Here is a 17,536-nt window from a genome sequence, read left to right as displayed (position 1 = left end):
AGGAATGGGTCAGTCGAGGCCCAGCGCTTCGCGCACCAGGGCCTCCTGCTGTTGCTGATGGACCTTGGCCAGGCCGGTGGCCGGGCTCGCCGCCTCGGCGCGGCCCACATAGTCGGGCCGCTTGGCCTTGATATCGAGGTCCTTCAGCACCTTTTCGATGCGCCGGTCGACGAAGGTCCAGGCGCCCATGTTCTCGGGCTCCTCCTGGCACCAGACCACCTCGGCATTCTTGTACTCGGCGAGCGCCTTGGCGAGGCTGACGCGCGGGAAGGGATGGATCTGCTCCACCCGCACGATGGCCACGTCCTGCACGCCCTTGTCGCGGCGCTCCTGCAGCAGGTCGTAATAGACCTTGCCGGTGCAGAGCACGACGCGCTTCACCTGCTCGGCGGGGGCGATGGCGTCCACCTCCGGGATCACGGTGCGGAAGGTGGAGCCGGGCGCGAACTCCGAGAGGCTGCTGATCGCCAGCTTGTGGCGCAGCAGGGACTTCGGCGTCATCACCACCAGCGGCTTGCGGTAGTTGCGCTTCAGCTGCCGGCGCAGGGCGTGGAAGTAGTTGGCCGGCGTGGTGAAGTTGCACACCGCCATGTTGCGCTCGGCGCAGAGCTGCAGGTAGCGCTCGAGGCGGGCGGAGGAGTGCTCCGGCCCCTGCCCCTCATAGCCGTGCGGCAGCAGCATCACGAGGCCGGACATGCGCAGCCACTTGGTCTCGGCGCTGGCGATGAACTGGTCGATGATGACCTGCGCGCCATTGGCGAAGTCGCCGAACTGCGCCTCCCACAGCACCAGGGTCTGCGGGTCCGCCAGGGTGTAGCCGTAGTCGAAGCCCAGCACGCCCATCTCGGAGAGCAGCGAGTTGAAGGCCTCCATCCGCGCCTGTCCGTCGCGGATGTTGTTCAGCGGCATGTACTCCGCCTGGCTCTGCTGGTCGATCAGCACGCAATGGCGGTGGGAGAAGGTGCCGCGCTGCACGTCCTCGCCCGAGAGGCGGACACGGTGGCCCTCCAGCAGCAGGGTGCCGAAGGCCAGCGCCTCGCCGGTCGCCCAGTCGATCCCCTCGCCCGTCTCGATGGCGTTCTTCTTGGCCTCGAGCTGGCGGACGATCTTGGAGTTGGCGTTGAAGCCCTCCGGCACGCGGGAGAGGGCGCCGCCCACCTCGCGCAGCGTGGCGAGGTCGACGGCGGTGCCGTCCTCCTTCTCCTCGTCATCCGAGCCGGCGGCCTTGAGGCCGGCCCAGTGGCCCTCCAGCCAGTCCGCCTTGTTCGGCTTGAAGGTCTGGGCGGCCTGGTAGGCCTCCTCGAGCTTGGCATAGAAGGCGTCGAGCATCGCCTTGCCATCCTCGGCCGGCACGGCGCCGGAGGCGGCGAGCGCCTCGGCGTATTTCGTGCGGGTCGTCTTCATCTCCTTGATCCGGCCATACATGGTCGGCTGGGTGAAGGCGGGCTCGTCCGTCTCGTTGTGGCCGTGGCGGCGGTAGCAGACGATGTCCAGCACGATGTCCGCGCCGAACTGCATGCGGTACTCGGCGGCGAGCCGAGCGCAGAACACCACGGCCTCCGGCTGGTCGCCATTGACGTGCAGGATCGGCGCCTGGATCGACTTGGCGACATCCGTGCAATACAGGCCCGAATAGGCGTGCAGCGGCACGGTGGTGAAGCCGATCTGGTTGTTCACCACCACATGCACGGTGCCGCCGGTGCGGTAGCCGATGAGCTGGCTCATCGCCAGCGTCTCATAGACCAGGCCCTGGCCGGCGAAGGCGGCGTCGCCATGCAGCAGGATGCCCATGACGGAGCGGCGGGTGCGGGTGTCGCCCGCCATGTCCTGGCGCGCGCGCACCTTGCCCACCACCACCGGGTCCACCGCCTCGAGATGCGAGGGGTTGGGCTGCAGCGAGAGGTGCACCTGGCGGCCGTTGATCTCGACATCGGTCGAGGTGCCGAGGTGGTACTTCACGTCGCCCGAGCCCTGCACGTCGTCGGGGTGCGCCGGCGTGCCCTTGAACTCGGAGAAGACCTGGGTGAAGGGCTTCTTCACCACATTGACCAGCGTGTTCAGCCGGCCGCGATGCGGCATGCCGATGGCGATCTCGTTGACGCCCTGCCCCGCCGCGGTCTCGATGATGGCCTGCAGCGCCGGGATGGTGACCTCGCCGCCCTCCAGCCCGAAGCGCTTGGTGCCGACATACTTGCGGGCACAGAAGGCCTCGAAGCCCTCGGCCTCGGTCAGCTGCTGCAGGATGGCGCGGCGGCCGTCATTGTCGAAGGCGCGCGTCCAGGGCGCGCCCTCGATGCGCTGCTGGATCCAGGATTTCTGCTCCGGGTCCTGGATGTGCATGAACTCGACGCCGATCGGCCCGCAATAGGTCGCGCGCAGGATCTGCACGATCTCGCGCAGCGAGGCCGTCTCCTTGCCGAGCACGCGGTCGATGAAGATCGGCCGGTCCATGTCGGCGTCGGTGAAGCCGTAGGTCTTGGGGTCCAGCTCCGGGTGCGGCTTGGCCTGCTGCAGGCCGAGCGGGTCGAGCTGCGCCTCCAGATGGCCGCGCACGCGGTAGGCGCGGATCAGCATCAGGACGCGGATCGAATCCAGCACCTGCTGGCGCGAGGCGGCGGGGTCGGCCGCCACGGCGGGGGCCGGCTTGGCGCCCTTCTTCGGGTCGGCCTTCGGGGCCTCGGGCTCGGGCGCGAAGCCGCCGCGCGGGCGGGGCGACCAGGAAGCGCCGGTGGCGTCGTGCAGAACGGCGCGCGCATCGTCGTTCAGCGCCGCGAACAGCTCCTGGAACGAGGCGTCCACGCTGTCCGGATTCTCCACCCAGCGCGCATACAGGTCGGCGAGGAAGGTGGCGTTCGCCCCCGTCATCGCGCTTGCCAGGATATCGATACCGGCCATCATCTCCTCCTCGCCCGCACCTCGTCGGGCGCGGCGGCATCCGTTCACTACCGGGCGTCACAAAACGCAGCGCCGTCCCCGATATAGGGACGGCGCTGATTAACATAGAGGTTAAAGTCGCGGCATGGCAGCCAGCACTGACGGGCCTGCATGACAGACCCGCCCGGTTGGCCTTGCTCGCCTTGCCACGACGGGTCGGGCATCAGCCGCGCAGCGCCTTCACCATGGTCGAGCCCAGCGCCGCCGGGCTCTCGGCGACATGGATGCCGGCCTCGCGCATGGCGTTCATCTTGGCCTCGGCCGTGTCCTTGCCGCCGGAGATGACGGCGCCGGCATGGCCCATGCGGCGGCCCGGAGGGGCGGTCGCACCGGCGATGAAGCCGACCACGGGCTTGTAGTTCTTGGAGCCCGGCTTGTTCTCGCGCCCCAGGAACTCGGCCGCCTGGATCTCCGACTGGCCGCCGATCTCGCCGATCATGATGATCGACTGGGTCTCGGGGTCGGCCAGGAACATCTCCAGCACCTCGGTGAAGTCGGTGCCCTTCACCGGGTCGCCGCCGATGCCGACGCAGGTGGACTGGCCGAGGCCGGCCGCCGTGGTCTGCGCCACCGCCTCATAGGTCAGCGTGCCCGAGCGGGACACGATGCCGACAGAGCCGCGCTTGTGGATGTGGCCCGGCATGATGCCGATCTTGCAGGCGTCCGGCGTGATCACGCCCGGGCAGTTCGGCCCGATCAGGCGGGACCTGGAGCCGGAGAGGGCGCGCTTCACCTTCACCATGTCCAGCACCGGGATGCCCTCGGTGATGCAGATGATGAGCGGCACCTCGGCGTCGATCGCCTCCAGGATGGAGTCGGCGGCAAACGGCGGCGGCACATAGATGACGGAGGCGTTGGCGCCGGTGGCCTCCACGCATTCCGCCACGGTGTTGAACACCGGCAGGCCGAGATGCGTCTGGCCGCCCTTGCCCGGGGTCACGCCGCCCACATAGGTCGAGCCGTAGGCGATGCCCTGCTCGGCGTGGAAGGTGCCCTGGCTCCCGGTGAAGCCCTGGGTCATCACCTTGGTGTTCGCGTCGACGAGGATGGCCATCTTACTTGGCTCCCTTCACGGCGGCGACCACCTTCTCGGCGGCGTCGGCCAGGTTGTCGGCCGGGATGATCTTCAGGCCGCTCTCGGCCAGGATCTTCTTGCCGAGCTCCACATTGGTGCCTTCCAGGCGCACCACCAGCGGCACCGAAAGGGTCAGGTTCTTGGCCGCCTGCACCACGCCGGTCGCGATCATGTCGCACTTGGCGATGCCGCCGAAGATGTTGACCAGGATCGCCTTGACGTTGCTGTCGGAGGTGATGATCCGGAACGCCTCGGTCACGCGCTCGGCCGTCGCCGTGCCGCCGACGTCGAGGAAGTTCGCCGGGCTGGAGCCGTAGAGCTTGATGATGTCCATGGTAGACATCGCCAGGCCCGCGCCGTTCACCATGCAGCCGATCTCGCCGTCGAGCGCCACATAGTTCAGGTCGTTCTTGATCGCGTCCAGCTCCTTCGGGTCCATCTCGCTGTCGTCGCGCAGGGACTCGAGGTCCTTGTGGCGGAACAGCGCGTTGTCGTCGAAGGAGACCTTGGCATCCAGCGCCACGATCTCGCCCGCGCCGGTGACGACCAGCGGGTTGATCTCGACGATGGCGCAGTCCAGCTCGACGAAGGCTTGGTACATGGCCGTGACGAACTTGGTGAAGGAGGCGACCTGCTTGCCCTCGAGGCCCAGCCCGAAGGCCAGCTTGCGGCAGTGGAAGCCGGAGACGCCCGAGGCCGGGTCGATGACCGCCTTCAGGATCTTCTCGGGGTGGTGCTCGGCCACCTCCTCGATCTCCATGCCGCCCTCGGTGGACGCCATGATGACGATGCGGGAGGTGTCACGGTCCACCAGCAGCGAGAGGTACAGCTCGCGCTTGATGTCGCAGCCATCCTCGACATAGACACGGCTCACCAGCTTGCCGGCCGGGCCGGTCTGCTTGGTGACGAGGGTCTTGCCGATCATCGCCTCGGCCGCCGCGCGGACGTCCTCGACCGACTTGACGACGCGGACGCCGCCCTTGCCGTTCGGGTCCTCGGCGAAGCGGCCGGCGCCACGCCCACCGGCATGGATCTGGCTCTTCACCACATAGACGGGGCCGGGCAGCTTGCTTGCTGCCTCGGCCGCCTCCTCGGCGGTCCAGGCCACATGGCCGTCGAGCACCGCGACGCCGTAGCGGCGCAGCAGCTCTTTGCCCTGATATTCGTGAATATTCATCCGCTCACCCTTTGCTGGGCTGGACGGCCGGGGCGCGGCCGGATGGGGAGCGGCCGGGGCGACCGCCCCGGCCGCGGGAGGCTCAGACGCCGAGCTTCTTGAAGTCCGCGATGAGCTTCTTCACCGCGTCGCAGGATTTGTCGAAGGCGGCCTTCTCGGCGTCGGTGAACTGGACCTCGACGATCTTCTCCACGCCCTTGTCGCCGATGACGACGGGCACGCCGACATAGAAGTCGTTCATGCCGTACTCGCCGTTCAGCAGCACGGCGCAGGGCAGGACGCGCTTCTTGTCCTTCAGGTAGCTCTCCGCCATGGCGATGGCCGAGGCCGCCGGGGCATAGAAGGCCGAGCCCTTCTCCAGCAGCTTGACGATCTCGCCGCCGCCATTGGCGGTGCGGGTCACGATGGCGTCGATCTTGTCCTGGGTGGTCCAGCCCATCTTCACCAGGTCCGGCACCGGGATGCCGGCGACGGTGGAGTAGCGGGTCAGCGGCACCATGGTGTCGCCATGGCCGCCCAGCACGAAGGCCGTCACGTCCTCGACCGAGACGCCGAACTCCTCGGCCAGGAACAGGCGGAAGCGCGCGGAATCCAGCACGCCGGCCATGCCGACGACCTTCTCCGGCGGCAGGCCGGACTTCTGCTGCAGCACCCACACCATCACGTCGAGCGGGTTGGTGATGCAGATGACGAAGGCGTTCGGGGCATAGGTCTTGATGCCCTCGGCGACCTTGGTGATGACCTCGGCGTTCTTGGTCAGCAGGTCGTCGCGCGTCATGCCCGGCAGGCGGGGGAAGCCGGCGGTGACGATCACCACGTCGGCGCCCTCGATGGCGGCGTAGTCGGCGGCGCCGACCATCTTGCTGTCGAACCCGTCGACCGGGCCGGACTGCATGATGTCCAGCGCCTTGCCGGCGGCCACGCCGGCGAACACGTCGAACAGGACGACATCGCCCAGTTCCTTGAGGCCGATCAGGTGAGCGAGCGTGCCGCCAATATTGCCGGCGCCGACCAGCGCAATCTTCTTACGGGCCATAGGAGGCTCCTTCCCGAGGCGTTCGTCGATGGGCGAGATCAGGGAAATCTTGCAGCGGCTACCTACTCCGCCCCACCCGCATGGGCAAGGCGGGCTGGTGCCGTTTCAGGACAATCGGAACGCCAGGGGCCGGAGGATTGCCGCTCAAAGCGGCATGCAGCGGATCACGTCATCATGGCCGCGGGCCAGGGTGGCCAGGGTGCCCACCGGGCACTCACGCTGCGTGCCGGAGGCCAGCGGCAGGCCGGCCTGCCAGGAGGTGAGGCGCGCGCCGCCGGCCGGCGGGCGGGCGGCTGGCCGCACGGCGGTGCGCTGCGGCTGCATGGCGGGGCGGCGCAGCAGCTGGTTGCCCTTGGCGGCAGCCGGGCGGACCGCGCTGCGCTGCGGCTGCGCGGCCGGCCGGGCTGCCGTGCGGAGGACGCTGCCCGCCTTGGCGGATTTGGCGGAGACGGTGCGCCCCTCGCCGCGATTCGGCGCGGCTTCCGCGCCAGAGATCATGCCTGGGGCGGTGGAGGCGGCCAGGAGGCCGAGCAGGCAGAGCGGGATCAGTCGCATGGCAACTCCTTTCCGGTGGCGGCCCCGCTCCTCAGGTGAGGTGCGGCAGGCCCAGATAGTCGTGGCTTTGCATTTCCATCAGGCGCGACGCGGTGCGCTGGAACATCGCCGCGTTCTCGCCCTGCTCGTAGAGCTGGTCCGGCAGGGCGGCGGCCGAGGCCACCAGCTTGCAGCGGTGCTCGTAGAGCGTGTCGATCAGGGTGATGAAGCGGCGGGCCTTGTCGAAATTGTCCGGCCCCAGCCGCGGCACGCCGTCCAGCACCAGCGTGTGGTAGTGGGTGGAGATAGCCAGGTAGTCGGCCGGCCCCAGCGGCTTGCCGCAGAGCGCGTCGAAATCCGCCCGCGCCACGCCGCCCGCCGCCTGCGGGATCTCGACCCGCCGGCCGAGCACCGAGATCACCTCCGGGGCGCCATGCGGCTTGCCGGTCAGCTCCCGGAAGGCGGCATCCAGCGCCCGCTCCGCCCGGCCATCGGCCGGCGCGTGCCAGGTCGGCAGGCCCTGGATGCGGTCACGCCGGTAATCCTGCGCCGATTGCAGGTGCAGCACCGCCACGTTCCTGTTGATCAGCGCGATGAAGGGAAGGAAGGCGTCCCGCCCGGGTCGGCCCTTGAACAGATCGTCCGGCGCCGTGTTGCTGGTGGCGACGATGACGGTGCCGCGCGCGAACAGCGCCTCGAACAGCCGCCCCAGGATCATCGCGTCGGCGATGTCGTGCACCTGGAACTCGTCGAAGCAGAGCAGCGAGGCCTCGGCGAGGATCTGGTCGGCCAGCGGCGGGATCGGGTCCGCCGCGTCGCCATGCTGCTTCTTCCAGGCATGGATGCGCTGGTGCGACTGCTGCATGAACTGGTGGAAGTGGATGCGCTTCTTCCGCGGCACGTCGGCGCAGAGGAAGAACAGGTCCATCAGCATGGACTTGCCGCGCCCCACCTCGCCCACGAGGTAGAGGCCCTGCGGCGCGTTGCCCGGCGCCTCCTCCACCGGCTTGCGGCGGAAGAAGCGGCTCATGAAGCCGCCACCCTCGGCCGTGGGCTGCTCCTGCCGCGGCTCGTAGCCGCGGGTGCGGCGCCACAGATCCTGCAACGTCTCGGCGGCGAGCGCCTGGGCGGGGTCGGCGCGGAGTTCCCCCGCCGCCACCTTCGCACGGTAGGCCGGCAGAGGACCTTCAGCGGGGGACGGGGGGCTTGCGGCACCGCCCGGCTTTAAGGGGCCATCCATCGCAATGCGGCATAGCCTGGGTGGCCGAAACCGGCAACCGCACTTTCACAACGTTCCACAACCTACGGAAAGGGTGGGTTTTTTAGATTTCGTGAAGTGATGAAAGCAGCGTCATGTTCCGGCGGCGCATCCCCTGCCTGCATGGCTGCGTTTACAAATCAGGCGAAACAACAGAACGGAGCGACGCCCAATGATCGACAAGTCCACGATCACGGAACGGGCTGAAATCGTCGGCTCCTGTGGCAACCATCTCGGCACCGTCGACCATCTGGAGGGCGACTTCATCAAGCTGACGCGCAACGATTCCACAGATGGTCAGCACAAATACCTGCCGATCTCGGCGGTGGCCTCGACCGAGCCGGGACGGGTGACCACGGTGGTCAATCACAAAGCCGCGCAGTCCCTCCTGCAGGACGCGCCGGAGCCCGGGATCGGGCCGAATTTCCAGGCCCAGTCCTGAGGGCGAATCGGAATTGAAAAGGCCCGGGGGAATTCCTTCCCCCGGGCCTTTCTTGTTCCGGACCGTTCCGGTGAAGGGCGTCAGCCCTGGCGCTCGACCATCATCTGCTTGATCTTGCCGATGGCCTGGGCCGGGTTCAGCCCCTTCGGGCAGGTCGCGGCGCAGTTCATGATGGTGTGGCAGCGATACAGGCGGAACGGATCCTCGAGGTCGTCGAGGCGCTCGCCCGTGTGGTCGTCGCGCGAATCCGCGATCCAGCGATAGGCCTGCAGCAGCACGGCCGGGCCGAGATAGCGGTCGCCATTCCACCAGTAGGAGGGGCAGGCCGTGGAGCAGCAGAAGCACAGGATGCACTCCCACAGCCCGTCGAGCTTGGCGCGCTCGTCCTTCGACTGGCGGCGCTCCTCATCCGGCGGCGGCGGCGTGTCGGACTTCAGCCAGGGCTCGATGGAGCGCAGCTGCGCGTAGATATGCGTCAGGTCCGGCACCAGGTCCTTCACCACCGGCATGTGCGGAAGCGGCGTGATGCGCACGTCCTTCTTCACATCCTCGATCGGCTTCAGGCAGGCCAGCGTGTTCATCCCGTCGATGTTCATCGAGCAGGAGCCGCAGATGCCCTCGCGGCAGGAACGCCGGAAGGTCAGCGTGGTGTCCACCTCGTTCTTGATCTTGATCAGCGCGTCCAGGACCATGGGGCCGCACTTGTCGAGATCGATCTCGTAGGTGTCGTAGCGCGGGTTCTCCCCCGTGTCGGGGTCGAACCGGTAGATCTTGAACGCCTTGACGTTCTTGGCGCCGGCCTCGGCCTTGTAGGTCTTGCCGGTGCCGATGGTGGAATTCTTGGGCAGCGTGAAGGTGGCCATGAGTCCCGCTCCTTCCCTCAGTAAACGCGCGGCTTGGGCGGGAAGACCTGAACCTCGTTGGTGAGGGTCCGCATCTTCACGTCACGGTAGTCGAGGCTGATCTTGTACTTGTCGTCCATGCGGGCAAGGGTGTGCTTCATCCAGTTCGCGTCGTCGCGCTCCGGATAATCCTCATGCGCATGGGCACCGCGGCTCTCGTGCCGCGCCTCGGCGCCGACCACGGTGGTCAGCGCGTTGCCGATCAGGTTGTCCAGCTCCAGCGCCTCGACCAGGTCGCTGTTCCAGATCAGGCTGCGGTCGGCGATGCGGATGTCCGAATAGCCGGCGGCCACCTTCTCCATCTTCTCCACGCCTTCCTTCAGCAGGTCGGAGGTGCGGAAGACGGCGGCATGGGTCTGCATGGTGCGCTGCATCTGCAGGCGCAGATCGGCCACCGAGGTGCCGCCCTTGGCGTGGCGGACGCGGTCCAGCCGGTCCAGCGCGGCCTCGCCGGCCTTGGGCGGCAGCGGCGCCTGGGTGGCGCCGGGCTTGATCGTCTCGGCGGCGCGCAGCGCGGCGGCGCGGCCGAACACCACCAGGTCGAGCAGCGAGTTGGTGCCGAGGCGGTTGGCGCCATGCACCGAGACGGAGGCCGCCTCGCCCACCGCCATCAGGCCGGGCACCACCCGGTCCTGGTCGGTGCCGGTCGCCGCCAGCACCTCGCAGTGGATGTTCGTCGGGATGCCGCCCATGTTGTAGTGGACGGTCGGGAGCATCGGGATCGGCTCCTTCGTCACGTCCACGCCGGCGAAGATCTTCGCCGTCTCGGAGATGCCGGGCAGCCGCTCATGCAGCAGGTCGGCGCCGAGATGCTCGAGGTGCAGGTGGATGTGGTCCTTGTGCGGGCCGACGCCCCGCCCCTCGCGGATCTCCATCGACATGGCGCGGCTGACGACGTCGCGCGAGGCGAGGTCCTTCGCCGTCGGCGCGTAGCGCTCCATGAAGCGCTCGCCCTCGGAGTTGGTCAGGTAGCCGCCCTCGCCGCGGGCGCCCTCGGTGACGAGGCAGCCCGAGCCGTAGATGCCGGTGGGGTGGAACTGGACGAACTCATTGTCCTGCAGCGGCAGGCCGGCGCGCAGCACCATGCCGCCGCCATCGCCCGTGCAGGTGTGGGCGGAGGTGCAGGAGAAGTAGGCGCGGCCATAGCCGCCGGTGGCCAGCACCACGGTCTGGGCACGGAAGCGGTGGAGGCTGCCATCCTCCAGGTTCCAGGCCATAACGCCGCGGCAGGCGCCGTCCTCCATGATCAGGTCGAGCGCGAAATACTCGATGAAGAACTCGCACTGGTGCTTCAGCGACTGCTGGTAGAGCGTGTGCAGGATGGCATGGCCCGTGCGGTCGGCCGCAGCGCAGGCGCGCATGGCCGGGGTCTTGCCGTAGTTCTGCATGTGCCCGCCGAAGGGGCGCTGGTAGATGCGGCCATCCTCGGTGCGGCTGAAGGGCACGCCGAAGTGCTCCAGCTCGATGATGGCCGGCACCGCCTCGCGGCACATGTACTCGATGGCGTCCTGGTCGCCCAGCCAGTCCGACCCCTTGACGGTGTCGTACATGTGCCAGCGCCAGTCATCCTCGCCCATGTTGCCGAGGGCCGCGCCGACTCCGCCCTGCGCTGCCACGGTGTGGCTGCGGGTCGGGAAGACCTTGGTGATGCAGGCGGTTTTCAGCCCCGCCGCACCCATCCCGAAGGTGGCGCGCAGCCCGGCACCACCGGCGCCCACGACGACGACGTCGTAGGTGTGGTCCACCACGCGGTAGGCGCCCGAGGAGGGCATGGTGATCGCGTTCATCGTCCCGATCCGTCCGTCACTTGCGCAGCGGGCACAGGGAGCCGCCGCCTTTCCAGAAAGCACTCAGCGTGAAGATGGGCGGGAGTGGCGCCTTGCCACCCCCCACCGCTGGCTCAGATCGCGATCTTCAGCACGGCCACGGCGGCCAGCACGCCGAACAGCGCGCAGGCGGCCTTCACCGCCAGGATCACCGCCATGCGCACCATCTCGCTGCGCGTGTAGTCCTCGATCACCACCTGCATGCCCGAGGCGGCGTGCTGGAAGGCGAGGCCGATGGACAGCAGCAGCAGCGTGGCGTTCAGCGGGTGGGCGATCCACGCCACAACCTCGGCGTATTCCTTGCCGCCCATGGTGGCGACCGAGAGGATGAACCACAGCATCAGCGGCAGCAGCGCCATCGAGCTGACGCGCTGGATCCACCAGTGGTGCGAGCCCTGCTTGGCGGAGCCGAGGCCACGGACGCGGCCGAGCGGCGACTGCAGGGGAACGCGGGTCGGGGTGTCGCTCATGTGCCGCTCCTCAGCCCCAGGCGATGATGACGATGAACCAGGTCAGCACCGTCAGCACCGCGGTGCCGATCAGCACGGCCCGGCCGGTGCGGTAGGTGGTCGGCAGGTCGTAGCCATAGCCGGCGTCCCACATCAGGTGGCGCACGCCGCCCAGGGTGTGGAACCACGCCACGGCCGTCATGCCGAACAGGATGAGGATGCCGAGGAAGGAGGAGAAGAACCACTGCGCCGCGGCGAAGGCCCGCGGGCCAGCCGCAGCCGCCACCAGCCACCACACCAGGAAGAGCAGGCCGACCGTCCAGGCGATGCCGGTCGCGCGGTTCGCGATCGACAGGCCGCTGGTGATCTGCATCATGTCATAGACCTGCAGGTGCGGGGACAGGGGGCGCCTCACCGGCGTCCCGTCCGTGCGGCGCCCCACCATGGTCGCCTCGCGCGCGTCTTTCGTACTGGCCATGGACCGATCCCGCTCCGCCTATTCTGAAACGCTCCCGGCCCGGCCTGGGCAAGCGGCCGGGGGGAAGCGGTGGAACCTTTTATGGTGCGCCGCCATGCAGCGTCAACGCGCCCACCCCGCCCATGCCACGGTGCGGTAAAATTGCGGGTTAACGTTTTCGCCTTTTCAGCCGTCCAGGCGACCGTCCCGAGGGTGGGCAGGCTCCCGCCCCTCCTGCCGGGCGGATAGGCGCTTTCCTTCCGACTCGCCGCCATGGCCGCGCGGCGGAAGGGAGCGAAGCCCGGCGGCGCCCCGCAGGGGCCGCCGGCACCGGCTCAGTAGCCGTAATAGCCGCCACGGGGCGGGCGGCGGTCATAATAGGGGTCCACCGGCCGCTCCGGCGTGGTCACGGCGCCGCCCACGGCGCCCAGAGCACCACCGATCAGCGCGCCGGTGCCGGCATTGCCGCTCAGCGAGCCGATGCCCGCGCCGGCGCCGGCGCCCAGCGCGCCAGCGCCCAGGGCGCGCTGGCCCGGGCTGTAGGGGTCGGTGCAGGCCGCCAGACCAAGCACCAGCCCGGCCGCCAGCCCGACGCGCATCAGGGTCTTCCGCATGATGAATCCTCCTGGCTTGAACAACACCCGGAGGTTCCGCCCGGATGCCGGACAAAGATGCGGCGGCAACGTGGCCGTGCCGCCGCAATCCCATACTTTCGCGTGATGCGCCCGGCGGGGGCGGCGCCTCAGGCCGCCTGCTTCTCCAGCAGGCCCTGGCGCACCAGCTCCTCGGCGATCTGCACGGCGTTCAGCGCCGCGCCCTTGCGCAGATTGTCGGCCACGCACCAGAAGGCCAGGCCGTTCGGCACGGTGGGATCGGCGCGCAGGCGGGAGACGAAGACCGGGTCCTCGCCCGCGATCTCCACCTGGGTGGCGTAGCCGCCATCCTCGCGGTGGTCGAGCACGGTGATGCCCGGCGCCTCGCGCAGCGCCGCCCAGGCCTGGTTCACCGTGATCGGCCGCTCGAACTCCACATGCACCGCCTCGCCATGGCCGATGAAGGCCGGCACGCGGACGCAGGTGGCCACCACCTGGATGTCGGGGTCGAGGATCTTGCGGGTCTCGACCGCCATCTTCCACTCCTCCTTGGTGGCCCCGTCATCCATGAACTTGTCGATGTGCGGGATGCAGTTGAAGGCGATGGGCTTGGTGAACACCTCGGGCGTGGCCGCGTCGTTGACGAAGACGCCGCGGGTCTGGGTGAACAGCTCGTCCATCGCCTCCTTCCCCGCGCCGGAGACCGACTGGTAGGTGGCGACGACCACGCGCCGCACCGTGGCGATCTCGTGCAGCGGCTTCAGCGCCACCACCATCTGGATGGTGGAGCAGTTGGGATTGGCGATGATGTTGCGCCGGCGGAAGCCCTTCAGCGCCTGCGGGTTCACCTCCGGCACCACCAGCGGCACGTCGTGGTCCATGCGGAACTGGCTGGTGTTGTCGATCACCACGCAGCCCGCCGCCGCCGCGCGCGGCGCATGGATGGCGGAGACCGAGGCGCCGGGCGAGAACAGGGCGATATCGGTGCCGGCGAAGTCGAACTTCTCCAGGTTCTGCACCTTCAGCACGCCCTTCTCGCCGAAGGACACCTCCTGGCCCGCCGAGCGGCCCGAGGCGAGGGCGATGACCTCGCTGACGGGAAAGTCCCGCTCCGCGAGGGTCTTGAGGATCTCGCGCCCCACATTGCCGGTGGCGCCGACGACCGCGACCCGGTAGCCCATGGTGTCCATCCCCCTGAAATCGGTGCCCTGCAATCGTTCGCGGGCGAAAAAGCGGGCTGGCTTAGCGCCGGCGCGCGGGGCGGCGCAACTGTTTTGCACCCGCCTTCCCGCGCGCGCCCTGCCCCGCTCAGGCCCGCACCGCCTGCAGGAAGCTGTCGGAGCGGCTGCGCAGGGCGCTGGCCTGGCCGGACAGCTCGCGCGCCGCCTCCAGCACATGCCCGGCCGAGCCGCCGGTCTCCGCCGCCGCCATCCGCACGCTCCCGATGCGGGAGCTGACGGTGCCGGTGGCCTCCGCCACCTGCGCGGCGGCACGCGCGATCTCCTGCGTCGCCGCCCCCTGCTCCTCCACCGCGGCGGCAATGGCGGTGGCGATGCCGTTGGTCCGTTCCACCGTGCTGCCGATGCCGCGGATCGCCTCCACCGCGCGGCTGGTGGCGGCCTGCATCTCGGCGATCTGGCTGCTGATCTCCTCGGTGGCGCGGGCGGTCTGCCCGGCTAGGTTCTTCACCTCGGACGCCACCACGGCGAAGCCCTTGCCCGCCTCCCCCGCCCGCGCCGCCTCGATCGTGGCATTCAGCGCCAGCAGGTTGGTCTGCCCGGCGATGTCGCCGATCAGCTTCACCACGTCGCCGATGCGCGCCGCCGCCTCGGTCAGGCTGCGCATGGTGGCGTCGGTGGCCTGCGCCTCGGCCACCGCCTGCTGCGTCACCCCCGCCGCCTCGGAAACCCGCCGGGTGATCTCGACGATCGAGGCCGCCATCTCCTCCGCCGCCGCCGCCACCGCCTGAACGTCCGAGTTGGCGCGGCTGGCCGCGTCGGCCACGGTGCTGGCCTCCTCCTGCGACTGGCGGGCGGTGGCGGTGAGCCGGCCGGCCGCCTCCTGCATCTCCCCGGCCCGGGTGACGAAGGTCTCCACCACCGATTTGACGTCGGCCTCGAAGGTGTCGGCCAGCCGGGCCTGCTCGGTCACCATGGTCCAGACCAGCATCGGCCCGACATAGGCGCCGGAAGGGTCGCGGATGGCGCTGACATTGAGCTCCATCGTCTCGCCGCCCGCGGTGATGCGGGCGCGGTAGGGCAGGCGCGAGCCATCGGCCATCAGGGCGCGCTGGCGGGCCGGGTCGCGGTGGAAGATGTCGAAGCTCTTGCCCAGCACCTCCTCCGGCCGGCAGGGCAGGAGGTGGGCGATGCGGTCCTTGAGCACCCCGCGCATCGCCGCGTTCATGTAGTTGATGCGGAAATCGTCGCGCGGATCGGCGGTGACGATGGCGATCGGCAGCTGCTCCATCATCTGCTTCTGGAGGTAGGATTGCCGCATGTGGACGCGCAGCGCCTCGGCCGCCGAGGCGATGGCGCCGATCTCGTCCCGCCGGTGCTGCTCCGGCACGGGCTGCGCCGCCTCCCCGGCGGTGATCCGCCCCAGCGCCGCCGCCAGCCGCCGCATCGGCGCCCCCACCAGCCGGCCCATCCCCCAGGCCGAGAGCAGAAGCACCAGCACCACGGCGCCGCCGGTCCACTGCCCGCCCTGCCGCAGCGACAGGAGATCCTCCTGCAGCGCCACCTCGGTGCGCCGCGCCGTGGCGGCCAGTGCCTCGCTCAGCCCGTCCATCTGGCGGTCGATCGAGACGCGCACCGCCACCGCCTCCTGCACCATGGCCTGCCGGCGCAGATTCAGCGCCGCCACATCCGCGGCCAGGGTTCCCATGCGCTCCGTCAGGCCGGAAAGCTGCCGCAGATCCGCCGCCAGCCCCGCATCGCGCAGGCCGGGCAGGCTACGCTCAAGCCCTTGCCGGTGCGCCTCGATCTGCGCCACGGCCTGCCGCATCCGCTGCAGCGGCGCGTCCTCGTCGGTGATCAGGTGGTGCTGCACGGCGTTGCGCAGTTCGCCGGCCGCCATGTGGAGAGACTGCAGGCGGTCGCGCAGCGCGCCGCGCTCCTCCCCCGGCAGGGCCGCGTACTCGACCATGCCGAGGGCGGGCTCCAACTGCCTGCCATAGGCGCGGAAGGCGGGGAAAAGCTGCTGGTCGCGCGCCTCCAGCAAATCCCGGCGCAGCCGCGCCAGCTCCATGGCCAGGGTCTGGTAGCGCTCCAGCAGCATCTGCGCCTCGGCCCTCTTCGGGTCGCCCTGGCCGCCCTGGCTCAGCAGGCGGCGCGCCTCGGCGAGCCACTGCTCCAGCTCCCGCGTGGCCCCCTCCACGGCTGCGGGCGACTGCGCGGCGATGGCGCTGCGGGTGGCGATTCCCGCACGCGCCAGCGCGAAACGCACCTCCCGCAACGCGGCATCGGCCTCGGCGGCGACTTTGAGCGTCTGGCTTTCCTGCGCCACGGCGGACAGCCCCGCATCACTGCGGGCCACCAGCAGCCCCAGCAGGCCAATCGCCAACAGAGCCGAAAGGAGCAGCTTCTGTGCGACGGGCAGGTTCAGCAGTATGCGCATTGGCGGCCCTCCAGCGTCTGGTTCGGCCGCAGAATGCCCCGCCAGGCTTAAGGCCTTGTGAAACGCCACTGTTTCAGCCCGCCGCCCGCCCTCCCCCGCCGCGCCGTGCCGCCGCCCTCAGGCTGCCACGAGCTTGTCCGGCAGGTTGATGCCCTTCTCGCGGAAGTAGCGCGCCGCGCCGGGATGGAAGGGCAGGAAGCCGTTCTTGGCGGCATTGGCCGGCACCGTCTCGCGCGCCGCCGCGATCGCCTGCACCAGCTGCGCGTTGCCGTCCATCACCGCCTTGACGATGGCATAGACCAGGCCCTCGTCCAGGCTGCGATGCGCGATGGCGAAGTTGAACATGCCGACCACCCGCAGATCGCGCCCGGCGGTGCGGTAGGTGCTGGCCGGGATGGTGCCGGGGGAGAGCTCGGGCAGCGCCGCCGTCAGCTTCGCCACCTCCGCCTCGGTGAAGTCGAGGAACACCACATCGCCCTGGGTCTCGGCCTCGCTGAAGGAGGGCACGGGGATGCCGGAGGCGAAGAGGTAGGCATCCAGCAGCCCGTCCTGCAGCTGCCCCGCCATGTCGGAGCCGGAGCCGTAGCGCACCGCCCCCGGCTTGTAGCCCAGCGTGTTCATGATGATGGGGAAGTAGGTGCCGGGCGTGCCCCCGCGCGGGCCGACGCCGATGTTCTTGCCCTCCAGCTGCGCGAAGCGGGTGATGCCGCTGCGCTTCAGCGCGATGCCGTGGAAGGGCGTGTCATACATCGGGAACAGCGCGCGGATCTCGCGGAACTGCTTGCCCTGGGTCCAATCGCCCTTGCCCTCCCAGGCCTGCAGCGCCACGCCCATGGTGGTCATGGCGATCTCCACCTCCTTGCGCTCCACCAGCAGGATGTTCTGGTTCGGTCCCTGGGTGGTCCGGTAGGAGATGGCGACCCCCGTCGCCGCCTGCGCCATCTGCCCCCAGGCCGGGCCGTAGAGCGCGTAGGTGCCGCCCGGCGCCGCCGTGCCCATAGTGAGCGCGCGCGGCCAGCCGGCCTGCTTGGGCTGCGCCGCCGCCAGGCGTGGCGCCAGCACCGGCAGCGTGGCCGCCAGCGCGCCGGCGAAGAGCATCTCGCGTCGTTGCATCGGTCTTCCTTCCCTGTCCGCGGCGGCCGCGGCCGCCGTCCTGGCCCGGCCCCGATCATGCCGCCGGGTGTGGCCGGGGAGCAGCGTGCCGCAGCGCGCCACACAAAGGAAGCACCACGATC

Annotated in this window: 15 protein-coding genes; 1 reads left to right on the top strand and 14 read right to left on the bottom strand. The window is 69.5% G+C overall.

What is annotated here, in order from left to right:
• Positions 1-9 precede the first annotated feature (9 nt).
• The 6 genes from ACFOY6_RS05620 to zapE all read right to left on the bottom strand — a co-directional run bounded on the left by ACFOY6_RS05620 (position 10) and on the right by zapE (position 7,996).
• Positions 10-2,895, bottom strand: a complete 2,886-nt coding sequence (locus tag ACFOY6_RS05620) for a 2-oxoglutarate dehydrogenase E1 component (protein WP_379649426.1) — start codon at positions 2,893-2,895, stop codon at positions 10-12.
• Between the two features lie 202 nt (positions 2,896-3,097).
• Positions 3,098-3,988, bottom strand: coding sequence for a succinate--CoA ligase subunit alpha (sucD, locus tag ACFOY6_RS05615; protein WP_379633093.1), 891 nt, complete (start codon positions 3,986-3,988; stop codon positions 3,098-3,100).
• Between the two features lies 1 nt (position 3,989).
• Positions 3,990-5,186, bottom strand: a complete 1,197-nt coding sequence (gene sucC, locus ACFOY6_RS05610; protein WP_109516304.1) for an ADP-forming succinate--CoA ligase subunit beta — start codon at positions 5,184-5,186, stop codon at positions 3,990-3,992.
• Positions 5,187-5,268: 82 nt separating this feature from the next.
• Positions 5,269-6,222, bottom strand: a complete 954-nt coding sequence (gene mdh, locus ACFOY6_RS05605) for a malate dehydrogenase (RefSeq protein WP_109516305.1) — start codon at positions 6,220-6,222, stop codon at positions 5,269-5,271.
• A 144-nt stretch (positions 6,223-6,366) separates the two neighbouring features.
• Positions 6,367-6,777: a hypothetical protein gene (locus ACFOY6_RS05600; protein ID WP_379649423.1), complete on the bottom strand. Its 411-nt coding sequence runs from the start codon at positions 6,775-6,777 to the stop codon at positions 6,367-6,369.
• 31 nt (positions 6,778-6,808) lie between these two features.
• On the bottom strand, positions 6,809-7,996 hold the full coding sequence (zapE, locus tag ACFOY6_RS05595) for a cell division protein ZapE (protein WP_109516307.1): 1,188 nt from the start codon (positions 7,994-7,996) through the stop codon (positions 6,809-6,811).
• 190 nt (positions 7,997-8,186) lie between these two features.
• Here zapE and ACFOY6_RS05590 point away from each other — a divergent pair, with 190 nt between their 5' ends.
• Positions 8,187-8,456 (top strand): DUF2171 domain-containing protein, encoded by a 270-nt coding sequence (locus ACFOY6_RS05590; RefSeq protein ID WP_379633089.1) that lies wholly within the window; start codon positions 8,187-8,189, stop codon positions 8,454-8,456.
• An 80-nt stretch (positions 8,457-8,536) separates the two neighbouring features.
• Here ACFOY6_RS05590 and ACFOY6_RS05585 read toward each other — a convergent pair whose 3' ends face one another.
• The 8 genes from ACFOY6_RS05585 to ACFOY6_RS05550 all read right to left on the bottom strand — a co-directional run bounded on the left by ACFOY6_RS05585 (position 8,537) and on the right by ACFOY6_RS05550 (position 17,414).
• Positions 8,537-9,319 carry a succinate dehydrogenase iron-sulfur subunit gene (locus ACFOY6_RS05585; protein WP_109516309.1) on the bottom strand — a complete coding sequence of 261 codons (783 nt, stop codon included), beginning with the start codon at positions 9,317-9,319 and terminating at the stop codon, positions 8,537-8,539.
• Between the two features lie 17 nt (positions 9,320-9,336).
• Positions 9,337-11,145 (bottom strand): succinate dehydrogenase flavoprotein subunit, encoded by a 1,809-nt coding sequence (sdhA, locus tag ACFOY6_RS05580; protein ID WP_109516310.1) that lies wholly within the window; start codon positions 11,143-11,145, stop codon positions 9,337-9,339.
• Between the two features lie 113 nt (positions 11,146-11,258).
• Positions 11,259-11,654, bottom strand: a complete 396-nt coding sequence (gene sdhD, locus ACFOY6_RS05575) for a succinate dehydrogenase, hydrophobic membrane anchor protein (protein ID WP_379633087.1) — start codon at positions 11,652-11,654, stop codon at positions 11,259-11,261.
• A gap of 10 nt (positions 11,655-11,664) precedes the next feature.
• The gene (sdhC, locus tag ACFOY6_RS05570) at positions 11,665-12,111 is read right to left on the bottom strand and encodes a succinate dehydrogenase, cytochrome b556 subunit (protein ID WP_379633085.1); all 447 of its coding nucleotides are present in this window, start codon (positions 12,109-12,111) and stop codon (positions 11,665-11,667) included.
• A 314-nt stretch (positions 12,112-12,425) separates the two neighbouring features.
• Positions 12,426-12,704, bottom strand: coding sequence for a hypothetical protein (locus ACFOY6_RS05565; RefSeq protein WP_379633083.1), 279 nt, complete (start codon positions 12,702-12,704; stop codon positions 12,426-12,428).
• A 128-nt stretch (positions 12,705-12,832) separates the two neighbouring features.
• The gene (locus ACFOY6_RS05560; RefSeq protein WP_109516417.1) at positions 12,833-13,864 is read right to left on the bottom strand and encodes an aspartate-semialdehyde dehydrogenase; all 1,032 of its coding nucleotides are present in this window, start codon (positions 13,862-13,864) and stop codon (positions 12,833-12,835) included.
• Between the two features lie 127 nt (positions 13,865-13,991).
• Positions 13,992-16,301, bottom strand: coding sequence for a methyl-accepting chemotaxis protein (locus ACFOY6_RS05555; RefSeq protein ID WP_379649420.1), 2,310 nt, complete (start codon positions 16,299-16,301; stop codon positions 13,992-13,994).
• A gap of 117 nt (positions 16,302-16,418) precedes the next feature.
• Positions 16,419-17,414, bottom strand: a complete 996-nt coding sequence (locus ACFOY6_RS05550; protein WP_379649418.1) for a TAXI family TRAP transporter solute-binding subunit — start codon at positions 17,412-17,414, stop codon at positions 16,419-16,421.
• Positions 17,415-17,536: the final 122 nt, after the last annotated feature.

This window comes from Teichococcus aestuarii, assembly GCF_042651065.1.
GTDB lineage: Bacteria > Pseudomonadota > Alphaproteobacteria > Acetobacterales > Acetobacteraceae > Pseudoroseomonas > Pseudoroseomonas aestuarii.
The sequence above is the reverse complement of the archived record's forward strand: the minus strand, read 5'-3'. Positions and strand labels throughout refer to the sequence as shown.